The organism is Deltaproteobacteria bacterium, assembly GCA_016223005.1.
In the GTDB taxonomy this organism is placed as follows: domain Bacteria; phylum Desulfobacterota; class GWC2-55-46; order UBA9637; family GWC2-42-11; genus JACRPW01.
This window is the reverse complement of sequence record JACRPW010000006.1, coordinates 1-14,586: the sequence shown is the minus strand read 5'-3', so window position 1 is coordinate 14,586 and position 14,586 is coordinate 1. Positions and strand designations below refer to the sequence as shown.

Annotated in this window: 16 protein-coding genes; all 16 read right to left on the bottom strand. The window is 42.5% G+C overall.

The annotated features are described in order from the left end of the window. Positions 1–73: 73 nt before the first annotated feature. Positions 74–559, bottom strand: a complete 486-nt coding sequence (gene ilvN / locus HZC45_00610) for an acetolactate synthase small subunit (protein MBI5681672.1) — start codon at positions 557–559, stop codon at positions 74–76. Further along, positions 559–912 (bottom strand): nucleotidyltransferase domain-containing protein, encoded by a 354-nt coding sequence (locus HZC45_00605; GenBank protein ID MBI5681671.1) that lies wholly within the window; start codon positions 910–912, stop codon positions 559–561. The genes ilvN and HZC45_00605 overlap by 1 nt, the downstream gene beginning before the upstream one ends. Further along, a complete protein-coding gene (locus tag HZC45_00600; protein ID MBI5681670.1) occupies positions 870–1,259 on the bottom strand; it encodes a HEPN domain-containing protein in 390 nt (129 codons plus the stop codon). The genes HZC45_00605 and HZC45_00600 overlap by 43 nt, the downstream gene beginning before the upstream one ends. A gap of 87 nt (positions 1,260–1,346) precedes the next feature. Then, entirely contained in the window at positions 1,347–3,050 is a 1,704-nt protein-coding gene (ilvB, locus tag HZC45_00595; protein ID MBI5681669.1) for a biosynthetic-type acetolactate synthase large subunit, read from the bottom strand. A gap of 110 nt (positions 3,051–3,160) precedes the next feature. Then, positions 3,161–3,391, bottom strand: coding sequence for a YgiT-type zinc finger protein (locus HZC45_00590; GenBank protein MBI5681668.1), 231 nt, complete (start codon positions 3,389–3,391; stop codon positions 3,161–3,163). Then, positions 3,388–3,666, bottom strand: coding sequence for a DUF4258 domain-containing protein (locus HZC45_00585; protein MBI5681667.1), 279 nt, complete (start codon positions 3,664–3,666; stop codon positions 3,388–3,390). The genes HZC45_00590 and HZC45_00585 overlap by 4 nt, the downstream gene beginning before the upstream one ends. A 48-nt stretch (positions 3,667–3,714) precedes the next feature. Then, entirely contained in the window at positions 3,715–5,370 is a 1,656-nt protein-coding gene (gene ilvD, locus HZC45_00580; GenBank protein MBI5681666.1) for a dihydroxy-acid dehydratase, read from the bottom strand. Between the two features lie 72 nt (positions 5,371–5,442). Next, on the bottom strand, positions 5,443–6,348 hold the full coding sequence (gene bamD / locus HZC45_00575; protein MBI5681665.1) for an outer membrane protein assembly factor BamD: 906 nt from the start codon (positions 6,346–6,348) through the stop codon (positions 5,443–5,445). Between the two features lie 83 nt (positions 6,349–6,431). Further along, positions 6,432–7,088 (bottom strand): endonuclease III, encoded by a 657-nt coding sequence (locus HZC45_00570; GenBank protein MBI5681664.1) that lies wholly within the window; start codon positions 7,086–7,088, stop codon positions 6,432–6,434. A gap of 85 nt (positions 7,089–7,173) precedes the next feature. Further along, positions 7,174–8,478 carry an alginate export family protein gene (locus tag HZC45_00565; GenBank protein ID MBI5681663.1) on the bottom strand — a complete coding sequence of 435 codons (1,305 nt, stop codon included), beginning with the start codon at positions 8,476–8,478 and terminating at the stop codon, positions 7,174–7,176. Next, entirely contained in the window at positions 8,435–8,668 is a 234-nt protein-coding gene (locus tag HZC45_00560) for a hypothetical protein (protein MBI5681662.1), read from the bottom strand. Before HZC45_00560 ends, HZC45_00565 begins: the two co-directional genes overlap by 44 nt. 81 nt (positions 8,669–8,749) lie before the next feature. Continuing rightward, a complete protein-coding gene (locus HZC45_00555) occupies positions 8,750–10,084 on the bottom strand; it encodes a hypothetical protein (protein MBI5681661.1) in 1,335 nt (444 codons plus the stop codon). 43 nt (positions 10,085–10,127) lie between these two features. Next, on the bottom strand, positions 10,128–10,505 hold the full coding sequence (locus HZC45_00550; protein MBI5681660.1) for a hypothetical protein: 378 nt from the start codon (positions 10,503–10,505) through the stop codon (positions 10,128–10,130). A gap of 59 nt (positions 10,506–10,564) precedes the next feature. Next, on the bottom strand, positions 10,565–11,260 hold the full coding sequence (locus HZC45_00545) for a NapC/NirT family cytochrome c (protein ID MBI5681659.1): 696 nt from the start codon (positions 11,258–11,260) through the stop codon (positions 10,565–10,567). A gap of 6 nt (positions 11,261–11,266) precedes the next feature. Then, positions 11,267–13,873, bottom strand: coding sequence for a molybdopterin-dependent oxidoreductase (locus HZC45_00540; protein ID MBI5681658.1), 2,607 nt, complete (start codon positions 13,871–13,873; stop codon positions 11,267–11,269). Between the two features lie 99 nt (positions 13,874–13,972). After that, positions 13,973–14,566, bottom strand: coding sequence for a polysulfide reductase NrfD (gene nrfD, locus HZC45_00535; GenBank protein ID MBI5681657.1), 594 nt, complete (start codon positions 14,564–14,566; stop codon positions 13,973–13,975). Between the last annotated feature and the right edge of the window lie 20 nt (positions 14,567–14,586).

Sequence of the window (14,586 nt, the reverse complement as noted above, 5' to 3'; positions counted from 1 at the left end):
TGCAGCAGTAAACAGTGAGCGGTAAGCAGTAAACGGCTTACTGTTCACGGCTCACCGCTTACGGTAAAACGCATCACGGTTTTTTTGGGCTTCTCGCAATTGCAATCTTTCCTGTCTTTGCAATCTCTTTTATGCCGAACGGCTTTAAAAGTTCAACCATTGCATTTACCTTTTCATTATCGCCTGTCATCTCAATTGTATATGTCTTTGGACTCACATCAACAACCTTTGCCCTGAATATGTCAACTATGCTCAATACTTCAGCCCTGTCTTTTTCACTCACATTCACCTTTATCATTGCAAGTTCCCGCTCAATATGGTCCTCGGCTGTAAGGTCAGAGACCTTTATAACATTTATGAGTTTATTCAAATGTTTTGTTATCTGCTCTATTATCTGGTCATCGCCTGTTGTTACTATTGTCATTCGTGAAACCTTCGGGTCAATAGTCTCTGCAACGCACAAACTCTCAATATTAAATCCCCTGCCAGAAAAGAGCCCTGCAATCCTGCTCAATACGCCGAACTCATTGTCAACTAAAATGGATATTGTATGACGCATCAAAAACCTCCGTAAATTATCCTGCCGTTATTTTTGATTTCATCAATTAAAGAAATTTTTAGTGTATTAAACTCTTCTGGGGTATAACAAATCGGTTCGAGGGGTCTTTCACCATGCCACTCCCCTAACATTATTTCCATTCTTTCCCATGGTTTCATCCCCTTAAAATCCGCAGATATAAAACAGATATCGTAATCGCTCCATGTTATATGTTCGTTTATAGCGCGAGAGCCAAAAAGGATAGCCTTTTGTATATGAATGCCATAACCTCTTTCAATACCAGCAACTAAATCATCAACCCATTCTTTTTTTACAGGTTCAATTCCACAAAGTTCATTATTATCTTTGAGCATTTTTCCATCTCCTCTACAAGTTTCAAATCATAATAATCTCTTGGAATACCTCCAACGCCATTAGGATATCTGGACAATATATAATGAGGGTCAAGTCTCTTTGTTGATCCAATAACGGCTTCGTCTACTTTGACTCCAATGCCAATTATTTTTTTAAGAAGGTCCAGACAACTGTGAGTATACCCGGGTCTCCCATGTTTTAAACAAAGAGCCTTTAATGCCTTTTCAGCGGATTGTTGAAGATGAAAAACAGCCAGAGAATAGTTGCCGCTGGATTTAAGCACCTCAAACGCCCTCCAATCATCTTTACTTGATTCCAGCCACCAATTTTGTTCCTGAGTTCGCATTTGTCCCTATCCTGATAAGCAGTATTTGTTGCCTGTTCAGATAAATGTCTCCTATCCTTTATTTTCCTTAAAACACCATCCTTGTTTTTATACCAAAAGCATCTTATTCAAAGGCTGTCCTGCCGGCACCATTGGATACACATCCTCTTCCCTGTCCACCTGAAAATCCATAAACACAGGTCTATTGACTTTAAGCGCCTCTTTTATAACAGGCACAACCTCTTCAGGCTTTTCTGCCCGAAGCCCGACTGCGCCATAAGCCTCTGCAAGTTTTACAAAATCAGGAGCGGCATCCATACATGTATAGGAATATCTCTTTTCATAGAAAAATTCCTGCCACTGTCGCACCATGCCTAAAAATCTGTTATTGAGTATCGCAACCTTAACAGGCAGTTTATATTGAACTGCTGTGGCAAGTTCCTGTATGTTCATCTGAATGCTTCCATCCCCTGCAATGTCAATTACTGTCTTGTCAGGAAACGCAGCCTGCGCGCCTATCGCAGCAGGAAATCCATAACCCATTGTGCCAAGTCCGCCTGATGTCAAAAACTGGCGCGGGCTGTCATAAAGATAAAATTGCGCTGCCCACATCTGATTCTGCCCGACCTCTGTTGTGATAATCGCGCTGCCCTTTGTAAGTTCATAGAGTTTTTCTATGACATACTGCGGTTTGATTTGAGCATTTTGTTTATATGAAAGTTTATGCGTCTCTTTCCACCTTGTGATTTGCTCATGCCATTCTGGAACTCTGGGGACAGATTTTAAATCTGTCCCCACCTTAGGCTGCTTTAAATTATCCAATTCTTTCAGCATATTCTTCAAAACATGACGAACATCACCGACAATCGGCACATCAACACGGACATTTTTGCTTATGGATGTAGGGTCTATGTCAATGTGTATGATTTTTGCATAAGGGGCAAACTCATCTACCTTTCCTGTAACCCTGTCATCAAACCTTGAGCCGATTGCAATTAGGCAGTCTGTATTTGTTACAGACATATTTGCAGTATATGTGCCGTGCATGCCTAACATGCCGAGAAAGAGCGGATGTGTCCCCGGAAAACTGCCGAGTCCCATAAGCGTAAGAGTTACAGGGATATTCGCTTTCTCAGCCAGTGTCTTTAATTCTCTCGACGCATTTGACAAACGAACGCCGCCACCAGCATAAATCACGGGCCTTTTTGCAGAAAGTATTGCATCGAGCGCCCTTTTGATTTGCCCGGGATGCCCTTCATATGTGGGCTGATAACTTCTCACATCAGCCTTTTCAGGATATTTGAATTCAGCGGTTGCATTCAGCACATCTTTCGGCAGATCAACAAGCACAGGACCCGGTCTGCCTGTTGTCGCTATATGGAATGCCTCTTTTATAATCCTCGCCATATCTTTAACATCTTTAACAAGATAATTGTGTTTTGTGCATGGTCTTGTTATACCGACAATATCCGCCTCCTGAAACGCATCATTGCCTATAAGCGCTGTAGGCACCTGACCTGTAAAGACTACAACAGGTATTGAGTCCATATATGCGGTTGCAATGCCTGTAACAGTATTGGTAGCGCCAGGACCCGATGTAACAATCACCACACCCGGTTTTCCTGATGCCCTTGCATAGCCGTCTGCCATGTGGACAGCGCCCTGCTCGTGGCGGACAAGTATATGCCTTAATTGAGCCTTATACAACACATCATATATAGGCAAAACCGCACCCCCAGGATAGCCGAAAACAGTATCTACCCCTTCCCTTAACAAAGACTCAATCAATATCTGCGCGCCTGTGAGTTTCACCCCGTTAGAATCCTCCTTGTAAGATAAGATTTTCCCCAATTAGAATTATTGTTTTATTTTGCAATATTCTAACGGGGTTCAATTTAATATTCTCCTTAAAAATATTTTTGTCATGAGGATATTTGATAAACCTTGCCAACTTCCAAACATCCAACCTTTTCTTTTTCAAACCTTTTTTTAAAATGAATTAAGGTATCAACCTGCCCTTCTGTATAATATTTTTCATTGCAGTTTTTACAAACATCTAACTCCATCTTGACAAGGAAATGGTCATTAGTCACCCTGATTTCCTCATCAATTACTTTTTTTTCAGTCTCTCCCCCGCACAATACACATCTCATAGTTTTCTCCTCTTAAAATCAATCCAAAGTTCTGGATTAGGTTGATATACTGTTATAATAACCAATTTTTCATCCTCCGGCACAGGTGCGCATACAATATGCAATGGTCTTTGTTTTCTAGTTCTTCCAAATACAAGATAACTGGGGTATGGCTTGTCACCGGAATATTCTTCCAATATTTCGCATTCTGCTAACGTCTCTTTTATTTCCATCTCATATATTTCGCCAGATTCTTCGTACAGCATCTCATCTTTTGCATGACTGGTAAATTTCAAACATTTTGAAAAACATCTTATAAATTCCAATGGTGCGGTCATTTGTTTTTATGCCTTCACTACCGCCCCTGTATTTGCTGATGTTACAACCTTTGCGTATCTGCTAAGCCACCCTTTTTTAATCTTTGGCTCAGGCGGTTTCCAGTTTGTTTTTCTTCTGATCAGTTCTCCATTCTCAACTTTCAGTTCTATTTTTCTATTCGGTATATCTATCTCTATCTCATCTCCATCCCGGACAAATGCAATTGTCCCGCCCTCCATCGCCTCCGGCGATATATGTCCTATGCATGATCCCCGTGTACCGCCTGAAAACCTGCCGTCCGTTATAAGCGCAACCTTGTCCGCCATACCCATACCTGTAATTGTTGCAGTAGGCGCAAGCATCTCTCTCATACCCGGTCCACCCTTCGGCCCCTCATATCTTACAACAACCACATCACCTGCCTTTATCTTACCTGCGAGTATTGCCTGCATTGCAGATTCTTCTGAATCAAAACACCTTGCCTTTCCGGTAAAATGTCTTGCCTTATCATTCACCGCAGTCTGCTTGACAACACATCCGTCAGGCGCAAGATTGCCCTTTAAAACTGCTATGCCGCCTTCTTTATAATATGCGTTTTCAATCGTCCTTATAACATCGCTGTCAATGACCTTTCCATCTTCCGCAATCTCTTTTATGCCTTTTTGGGAAATGGTTATATTGTCTTTTAAGAGATGCTTCAACCTATTCATCACAGCAGGTATGCCGCCTGCATATTCCAAATCCTCCATAAAATGGTCGCCTGCCGGTTCCAGTTTAACAATGTTGGGCGTCTCCTTGCTTACCCTGTCAAAAATCTCTAAAGGCAGTTCAATCCCTGCCTCATTGGCAATTGCAGGTATATGAAGCGCCGTATTTGTTGAACCGCCAAGAGCCATGTCAATCCTTATGGCGTTTTCAAATGCGTCTTTTGTCATGATTTTACGCGGCGTCAAATCCTCTTTCACCATTTCAACAATCCTGACGCCTGAATCAAATGCAATTCGTCTTTTTTCAGCAGAGCCCTCAAGACCGGTTGCAGAGCCAACTAGAGACATGCCTAAAGATTCGGTAACACATGCCATTGTGTTAGCAGTATACATCCCCTGACACGAACCTCCGCCCGGACATGCGCAGAACTCCAAGTCAGATAATTCCTGCCCTGTGATTTCCTTGTTTTTAAATCTGCCTATTGCCTCATAAGTATCGCGGACAAATGAGCGTCTCTTCATCTTATACATGCCTGTGTGCATTGGTCCTGCTGTAACAACTATAGAAGGAATGTCAAGCCTTGCAGCAGCCATGAGCATACCGGGTGTGATTTTGTCGCAGTTTGTTAAAAGCACAAGCCCATCAAGGGCATGAGCCATCGCAACAGACTCTATCATGTCCGCAATAAGTTCCCTGCTTGGCAGACTGTAGTGCATGCCTGTATGCCCCATTGCAATGCCATCGCATATTGCAGGCACACCGAAAAAGAACGAATGCCCTCCCCCTGTATGCACACCCTTTTCAATGAACCTTTCAAGGGTCCTCATGCCGATATGCCCGGGCACAAGGTCATTGAAAGAAGTGGCAACACCTATGAAGGGTTTTGCCATTTCCTCTTTTGTAAGACCTGTTGCATAAAGGAGCGCCCTATGAGGAACCCTTTCTAAACCTTTTTTGATTCTGTCGCTTCGCATATAAAAAAGCAGGCTATAGGCAATGGGCTAGAGGCTATAGGATTTTTCCTATTACCCATCGCCTATAGCCTATTACCTGTATTTGGAAACTATCTCCTCTATCTTATCCTTTTGTGCGAGTTTCAGTTTTTGCAGCCTTTTCCTTTCAACCTCTTCGTCAGAAGTCAGATAAACCTTCCTGTCCATTTCAGCAATCTTTTCATCATAATCACTATGCATCTCGTAAGCCTTTTTAAATTCTTTCCCCTTGGCATCTTTGGCAAAAGGGCTGTCAGGATAACTTGTAACTAGATTTGAAAATACATCTTTTGCCAAGTCCTTTTCCCCAAGTTTTATGTAGGTTTCTCCGATATAATACAGAGTCTTGTCAGTCAGACCGACGTCCGGATATTCCTTTAATATCTCTGCATATCTTGAAAGCGCACCCTTGTAATTCTTATTTTTAAAATAAAAATTGGCAATATAAAGTTCTCTTTCTGCAAGCCGTTTTCTTAAAAATGGAATCATCTCCTTTGCCTTTTCAGTGTATGTCCCTGAAGGATACATGGAAATGAGGTCTTGAAATATAAATAAAGCCTTTTTTGTAGGAATCTGGTCCCTATCTATCGTAGAAATCTGCCTTAAATAACTCATCCCCTTTTGAAACTGGGCATACGGTGCTTGCGGATGCCTCGGGTGAAGTGATACAAAATCGGTATAATAGACTACTGCATCCTCGTATTCCTCACTATCATAATATGCATCTGCCAGAATGAGTTCTGCATTTAAAGCCTCTTCACTAAGCGGATATTCCTCCATGACCATTTTCAGTTTTCCAATAGCACTAGCATATCTGCCGTTTTGATAAAATCTCAGTCCTTCAGAATATGACGAGGCAGCAGAATTGTTTGCAGCACCCTTTGTCCCTGTGCAGGCAGTCAGCATAATAAAAGATATTGACACCAAAGATAATCTCATAACCATCTGATAAGTATTCATAAACATAACCTCCATCCATTGCAGAGAAGCACAATGGGTTTTAACCAAGATAGCATAACAATCTGTTTTTATTCAAGGTATTTTTATCTATTTTTTAAAACACCTACTTTATTGCAGTAATCAGACAATCTACATTTACTGCATAATGGAGAAATCGGTTTGCAGATATTTTGCCCAAATTGGACAAGCAGGTCATTTATTATGAGCCAGTATTTTTGGGGAAGTTTTATTCTTAAGGCAAACTCTGTTTCATGCGGCGACCTTGTTTTTACATATTCCCATCGGTTTGTGATTCTATGAACATGCGTATCAACACATATTCCATATTTTCCATAGCCCGATGTAACAACAAGGTTTGCAGTTTTTCTGCCAACGCCCTTTAATTTCAGAAGTTCATCAATTGTGTCAGGGACTTTTGAATCATATTTGTTGCACAACTCATTGCATATCGCCTTGATATTTCCTGCCTTCACACGATAAAAACCAACAGGATAGATTGCCTTTTCAATAGTTTTTAAAGGGAGGGATTGCATTCTTTGAGGTGTGGATGCAAGTTTAAAAAGCCTTTTTGATGCCTCAAGGGTTGTCTTATCTTTTGTCCTTAAACTCAATATGCAGGAGATTAAAACATTAAACGGGTCATGCGTTTTATTTGATACTTGAGTTACAGCAGGGGATGAAAATTCTCTGACAGTGCTTTTTAGGATTTTTATAACCTTGTGGATTTCTCTGTCATGCACAGTTAGTCATATAAATCAGAACCAGCCAAATTGCAATCATAAAATCGGGATGGGCTGCAAGAGTTCCTTATTTTTTAAATCCCTTTCAAATTTGTGTTTTAATTTGTTTTAATTGGTTAACCCGAAAAATGCATTTGGTTTTTATTTTTCGGGTGCAAACGCAAGATTTGAGCCAAAGCCTGCCCCTGAAAGTTTCTATCAGGGGACAATAGGTCAGGCTTCCTAATAGGTCAGCCGTCTCGGCTGACTTTGTCAGGCAAGATGCCTGACCTATTAAGTATGTGAGTATTTGGACAGACAGATTTGACGCAGTATTTGACCAAAGCAAACGAAGTCTAATTATGGTTTTTTTAGAACTCCCAAGCGCGAGCATTACAAGATACTCTGATGCCGTATCACCGGGTGTGGTTGTTGCAGTAGTATCATACATTCCGTTATCGCCCATAAACCATGCTGCCTGCAGATGAAGGTTCAAGTTTTTTGCCAGAGAATAGTCAGCAGTAAGGGCAACCTCATTCCCTATATGGTTGTTCAGATAGGTAGCGCCTCCTGATGTGGCATTCAGATTAACATTCTTATCCTCTGTCAGCCAAAACATACCGCCAAAAAGCCCAAGACTTAAATCATCTGTTGCCTGATATTTGAGGTTTAAAGCCAACATCCTCTGATTGCCAAGCCCATTTGCCTCTATGCCTCCATGGTTTAATACCTCAGGGGCGCCGCCAATCCTCGGGTCGCCTACATCCTTAAATATTGCACCATGAAAATATCCGGGTGAAATGCCTTGGAAGGATTCAAAATCCCTGTCATTGGGATTGTCATCACCACTGCCAAGCCCAAAGATAACCTCTGCAGTTAAAGGAATATTAGATATCTTTGCAAAATCATACCCTGCCCTTATATCAAAGGCATATCCCTTGTAATCATAGGATGTGCTGACGCCGCCTGTATTTATATCCTTATCACCAAACATAAATGCACCTGTAATGCCTAATGTCCACGGCTCCTGTGCAATACCAAGTGCGACTGCAAGATACTGGGGTCTATCCTCTATATAAGTTCCTGATGTTGAACTGTCATTGGTAACACGGTGATACAAGCCGAGTGAACCGCTAAATACAGAGCCTTCAGGCGCATAAGTTCCTACCAGTGAAAAGAAGTTGTCATTTTTATTGGCATCATCATCCATATTAACAATAGAGGCAACCAGATTTATCGCATTTACAGGATAGGTAATAGTTAGGGCATCCTTTACATCTATAAACATGAGCCCTTTAAATGGGTCTCCTTCCCACATCCTGCCTACCTTGAGTTTGGCGCTGCCTAAAGGAAAGACAAGGAACATCTCACGGTTCCATGCACTGGAATTCTGGCGGACCCTCTTCAACATCAATATTCAGCCTGAATTCATGCCCTGTGTTTGACACACCATCATCTACTGCATTGTTAAGGTCAACATTGTCATAGGCAAATCCCTTTATCTCATAGTAACCGCTGACCTTTGCCTGTGCTGCATAAGAATACGATACCCATGCTGCCCATATAACTACTGCAAAAAGAAATAATAAAACTTTATTCATTTGATTTTCCTCCCACGACTAGCATATTCCGAGGGAGACCATGGAGGTATCTCCCCCGGAATAACTACACCAGCAATCTTCTTATTGCACCTTTGTTGCTGTATAGTCTGCCTTTGCGCCCAATCCTATATCAAATGGGAATGAAACATAATGCCAACGTCCACCAACAAAATCATCATGGACAGAGGTGCCTATTGTATAGACCCCGCCATCCTTTAATACCTTATCACCAAGTGCATCGCCTGTATTTAACTTCCTTGTCATAACAACTGTCCACTTCCCGTCCTTCCATACACCCTTTGCCTTTATGTCCGCTCCACCCTCTAATGGAATATCATTGGTAAACCCTGGGAGGGTATCCCCTTTCTTCCATCCTGCATTGGGGTCAAATGGGACAGATGTATCAGTGGTCAGGAGATATGCAGGGACATTCTTTTTACGGGTCTGTATCTTGATTACATCTCCCCACTCAAAACCATTATAGCCGAGTTTTGCTTTATTAAACATAAACTTTGGCTGTTTCTTCTCCTTATCCCAGTTCGCTGTATATGGTCCCTTACCCTTATCACTTGCACGGTCAACAAAGATATGCTGGTCCTGTGCATAACCCTGCGGTCCACTCCTCCCTGCCTTCCAGTGCCAGAGGTCAATGAACTTGCCCTCTTTCTTTAACTTGTCTAACTCCTCATCAGAGCCATTTATATTCATCCATCCACCTGTCGCATCAGATTTTGTTGTAGTGAGAAGGAGATATTTTGTTATCTCCTTTATATTCTTTTTCTTCTTCACAAAGTATGGGTTCTTGTTCTTTATCTCATCACCTATCTCGTTAGGCATGTCCACAAGGTCATTATGACAGGTAAGCCAGCAGCCATATTTCTTAAAGCCGGGCACACTGCCGTCATCCCACATAATATTTACCCTGTCCTCTGCTGTGAGGTCCTCTACAGGGGTCCCGGGCCTCTCACCCACTATCAGTTCCCACTCCTTCCCATTGTATCTAAACATGTCCTGGGGGAATATACCTGTGCCTGCGGATGCCCATTCAAGTCTTACATAGATATTTTCATTATCATAGGCAGCCTTTAAACTCACTTCCTTTGTAGTATGCCCTTTAACTGGCTCCGGGTCAAGTTTCTTTGGTCCAAGGATATTTTTTACCAGTTCTGCCTCTTCGCCTTTATGGCAGTCAAGACACCTCTCCTCACCCTTTTGGACTGCCTTTGCGCCTGTGCCATGCCCCGCACCTACTACAAACTCCCATGATGCCTGCCCGGGTTTGAAGGCTGTTATTTTCCTCTCAGGGATTTTACCCCAGTCAGGCTCTCCTGCCTGAAGACTGCCGGCAGTAAGAAATACAAGGGCAACAATAGTAATCGGGAAACAAAAAACAAGACTCTTTAAAAATCTCTTCATTTGAAATACCTCCTTTTAAATAGTGTTTTTGTTAATAGTTTCACTAGATTCTTATGGTCTCTGCATCACCTCCTGTCTTACAAGTTGGAAAATATGCCGCCAGTTTCTTAATATCTACAGGCTTAACAAGGTAGTCCTTTATAAAATCATATCTCCACAGTTTGGATATCGTTTCTATAGCCCATTGCTCGGGATATGCAGTTATAAGAAGCACCGGGATATTAAACTCCTTTGTTATTTTGATATTCTCCACATCCTTATAAGTGAAGTTATAGGTGTCATAGATGACAAACTCAACATTGCCTTTAAGCCCTTCTTTAAACTCCTTAATAGGGACTATGCGGAATTCTAAGCCATGGGTTGAAAGGAAATTACTAATTTCTTCTAATTTATCTGACCCATCAGTGAGTATGACAACCATGCCTTGCCCCGCCAAAAACCGGGGACGGATTATAAAATCTGTCCCCATCTAAACAGGTCTTATTTTTTCTTCTTATCAACATTCCATGCCACTTCTGCATGAACCAGATTATAGTGGCACTCTATACAGGTCTTTTCTCCGGATTTAAACTTTTCATGCGCATTCTGGCCGCGAATCCTCTTTGGAACCAATATCTCGGTATTATGACAGTTTCTGCAAGGGGCGCTGTCATTTTTCATAAACCCTTCCCTTACCCGTTTGGCAAGTCCTGGCCTGATAGCCTCCCACCTTTCCTTGTCATTCATAGGGGCTGCGATATTCCAGAATGCACCGCCTGGTCCTGAACCGGGCTTAGATGTAAAGATTGGACCTGTAACAAACATAAAATTTGCGAACTTACCAACTGTGTGCGGCTCATGACAACTTGTGCACCCCGGTCTTAAACCATTTCTGCCATTAAAGTGCTTGCTCTTTTCATACTCAGCAAAGACCATTGGATGGCACTCCGCACATCCAACCCTGACCCCTGAGTTTGCCTTTGTAATGGGGTATGGTCTGTAATCATCATAGGAATATTTTATCTCATGGCATAAGGCACAGAAATTGGGGTTGTTTACAGAACCATGATTAAGGAAGGAAATGACCGCTATGAGGAGGATTAAAACGGCTCCAATGCCGCCGCCGATAATGGACACTTTATTTTTGCTAATGAACTCAATAATCTTATCAATCTTATCACTGCCTTGTCTTTCCATGATTTTCTATCCCTCCTCTTCCTTTGGTGCTGCCTTTGCCTTCTCCCTGTCTTCAATCATCTTTTTATAAATGTCGCCTTTGTATGTCCACCTTATGGTTTCCTTATAAAAGGCATGGTGGACAGCATTATCAACCTTTATCTCTCCATATTTATCACCCTTTTTAGCAGGACTGACAGCAACTACTGTGTCAGACCATGCCTGTGAACCGCCTAACGGGTCAAAAGACACAGGGATAATATCATTTGGATGAACCCCTTTATCTTTCCACCAGAGGTTTTCCTTAATATCCTCATCCCCCTTGCCAGAAGACCACATTGCATTATGGGCCTTAGGATTAATACTTGCCACCCTTCCTAGTGCCGAGTGTCCGGCAGATGTAGATACTGCAACTACCTTTGGATGTATGCCTTCTGTGGTTTTTACCTTTGTAATCATATAGCCTGCGGGTGTGGTGAGCCTTATAAGACTGCCGTCCTTTATACCCATCTTCTTTGCTGTTTCTCTGTTGAGCCATGCAGGATTAGAGTGGATGGTCTCGGACAGGAATTTTGTGTTTGCTGTCTCAGATGAGTTATGACACCACCACTTGAATGTAACAAGAACCATCTCACCGTCTTTTAAACCCTTGTGCGCAGGGACATCCTCCCATGTGGGAAGCGGGTTAAACCCATATTTCTCATACCCCTTGTTATATATCTCTATCTTTCTGGACGGGGTTTCAAAACCCTTGAGTTTCGCTCCATTGACCACAATGCCTATAGTCTTGCCATCTTTTATAACAGCACCTTTTTTTAAATCTACCTTTGCCTTTTCCATCTCCCCCTGAGTCAACGGCTTTTTATAAATTCCATACTCTGCCTCTATAGGTTTACCACCCTTATCAACAATATCCCTTATTTTAGGGTCAAGCCTTTCATATACAGGCAAAACCCCCTTCTCTTTCAGGTCTTTGTATTTGTCAGCAAGGTTAATGCCTTCAAGATTTTTCTTAACCCAGTCCTCTCCATCCTTGAAATCCCATTGTTTCTTAAAGCCCTTCTTGTCATCAGGGTCTATTGATTGGATAATCCTCTGTAAAACAAACCGGGTATCCATAGATTCACCAATGGGTTTTACCGCAGGCTGCCTGACATCAAGCGTAGGAAATAGGGTTGATGGAACACTTACTATTCCATGTCTTTCTAACGACACTGCATCAGGAAGAATCAAATCTGCCAGTTCCGCAGTCTCGCTCATAAATGGACTAAAATCTACTGTATAGGGGACAAGTTTTTCATCCTTTAGGACATCCCTCCAGTAACTGGCAGCAGGGGAACTATACACAGGGTTACTCATATAATTAAACAAGACACCTGCCTTCTGTCTGCCGTCCTTTATAAAGAAAGGCAGAAGGTGGCTTGATGCTGCCGCAGGCAAGGGGTATTCAGCAGATGCAGGATTGGTGGACACTGCCGCAGATAGAGATGGTGCGGGCTGTGAGAGTTTAATTGTCCTTGGCAGACAGTAGCCGCCTTTTATCTCTACATTACCCGTGATTATTGGAAGGAGCATGCATGCCCTTTCCTGATACACACCAAAGAGATGGGCGCTTACACCCCTGAAGGTGAATACAGTGCCGGGCATTGCCTTTGCAAACTCAATGGCAACCCTTTTGATTACATCTGCTCTAACACCGCTCTTTTCCTCTGCCATCTCAGGTGTGAACTGTTGAAGATATGTTTTAAGCCCATCGTATGGATAATTGGTCCATGTATCTATAAAGCCCTTATCAGCAAGCCCTTCCTGCATTATGACATTTGACATGGCAAGGGCAACAAGTCCATCTGTTCCGGGAAAGATGGGGTACCACTCATCTGACCTGCCAGCGGTATTGGACAATCTTGGGTCAAAGGTTACAATCTTTGCTCCATTTTCCCTGATACTGGCTGCAGTCCTTCTGGCATGTGGATACGCTGTCTCAAATATGTTTGCCCCAAAGTTTATTATATACCTTGTCTTTGCAAAATCAGGTGTTTCTATCTCAGCACCCCATGTGGACTCCATACCAACCTTCTTGTTGTGACAGGATGTGTTAAAGATGGAATTTGAACCTAATGTATGTATAAACCTCTTTATAGCCCCGTCTGTCTCATCCCTGCCGTAATTAAGGCATATCTCCTCTGGTTTGCCTTTATCCAATGCAGCCCTGACCTTGCCTGCCACCTCATTTAAAGCATCATCCCATGTAATCCTCTTCCACTTGCCAGAACCCCTTGGTCCCATCCTCTTTAATGGAAAGAGGATTCTGTCCGGGTCATGAATCTTGAGGTGGGAGGTATTACCAAGAGGACAGAGCCTTGCCCTTGATGATGGATGGATGGGGTTGCCGCCCATGGCTACAACCGCGCCTTCCTCTACAAATGCCAGAGCGCCGCAGGTATAGTATCTGCACAAAGAGCATGTGGTTCCGACAGATATTCTCTCCTTTGCCGCAGTAATGTGATTATAACTCCGCCCCCCTAAATCAAGCTCCTTTGCCATCAGGAGTTTACTGTAACCAACACCGGAGGCAAGGGCTGCTGTGGTGGACATACCGAGCTTTATGAAGTTTCTCCTGCTTATCCTTAACATCTATATCTCCTCCCATGAATAGTGCAATCAAGGCTAAAGCCTTGAGTTACAATATAATATGTGGTAACTCAAACCTTTAGGTTTGAGGTTTTCATTGTGTTAATAAAAACTCTGTAAAAACTGCCCGCCCAACACCCACCACACACGCATGCCCCATGTTCCTTCAAATGTAAGGAAGCCAGCAATAAGGGCAACTACCCATGCCTTCTTGCCTAATGGTGAGAAGACGATTATAAGGGGTATTGCCAAGCCTATAAGAATCTGCCCCCAGAAAAATGGCCATATAAATACTCCAAGGAGGACTCTATCCAGAACTAATATCTCCTCTGCTGTCCCGTATCTCATCTGAAGGAATTCTGAGAATATAAGGAAGAAGTCAAATGCAATTCCATAACCCATAAGCCTTCCTAACTCTATTGTTAAATCCATATCGTATTTTTTTTCTTCAGGGACTATAAGATTTCTCATGTAGAGCATAAAAATCATAAAACCAACACCTGATACAAATGCGCCTGTCAGGAATATAAGGGCTGCCATAGCAGTATGGTTTAAGTCTCTGCCGGGGTTTAACTGCATTACCACACCTGTATACCAGTGGGTGCAGACAGCAAGCACAATAGAGATAAGTCCAAGTATCTTTGCCCATTTCTGATTCTTTCTATAAACAAACCATGTATAAACCATCATTCCCATAGGATAGGCAGCCACAAGGA